A 419-nucleotide genomic window follows, 5' to 3' on the forward strand; every position below is an offset into this window, starting at 1 on the left:
GGTGCTGCTGTGGCGTGCCGGGCCGGCGCTCGATGCGCTCACGCTGGGTGAACTGGCGGCGCGCTCGATGGGCCTCGATCCGGCGGCCTTGCGCGGCATGATGGTGGTGGGCGTGGGCCTGGTGGTGGGCGCCGGGGTTTCGGCGGCCGGAGTGATCGGCTTTGTCGGGCTGATGGTGCCGCATATCGTGCGCCCGTTCACCGATCGCCGCCCGTCCAGCCTGCTGCTGCCCAGCGCGTTGGCCGGCGCACTGCTGCTGCTGCTCGCCGATACGCTGTGCCGTTGCCTGCCGCTGGCGGGTGGCGAGCTGCGCCTGGGCATCGCGCTCAGCCTGCTGGGCGCGCCGTTCTTCCTGCATCTTCTGCTGCGCCTGCGGCGCGGCCTGGCTTGAGAGGCACCGGGGCCATGGATCTTGTTGC

General features: G+C 72.1%; 1 protein-coding gene. It reads left to right on the forward strand.

Annotated elements, in window-relative coordinates; genetic code table 11:
* Positions 1-391, forward strand: a 391-nt coding sequence (locus H926_RS0109995; RefSeq protein WP_022676173.1) for an iron chelate uptake ABC transporter family permease subunit, incomplete at its 5' end; no start/stop codon positions are given.
* Positions 392-419 lie beyond the last annotated feature (28 nt).

The sequence above is a fragment of the Novosphingobium sp. B-7 genome (assembly GCF_000410615.1).
GTDB classification, from domain to species: Bacteria; Pseudomonadota; Alphaproteobacteria; order Sphingomonadales; family Sphingomonadaceae; genus Novosphingobium; species Novosphingobium capsulatum.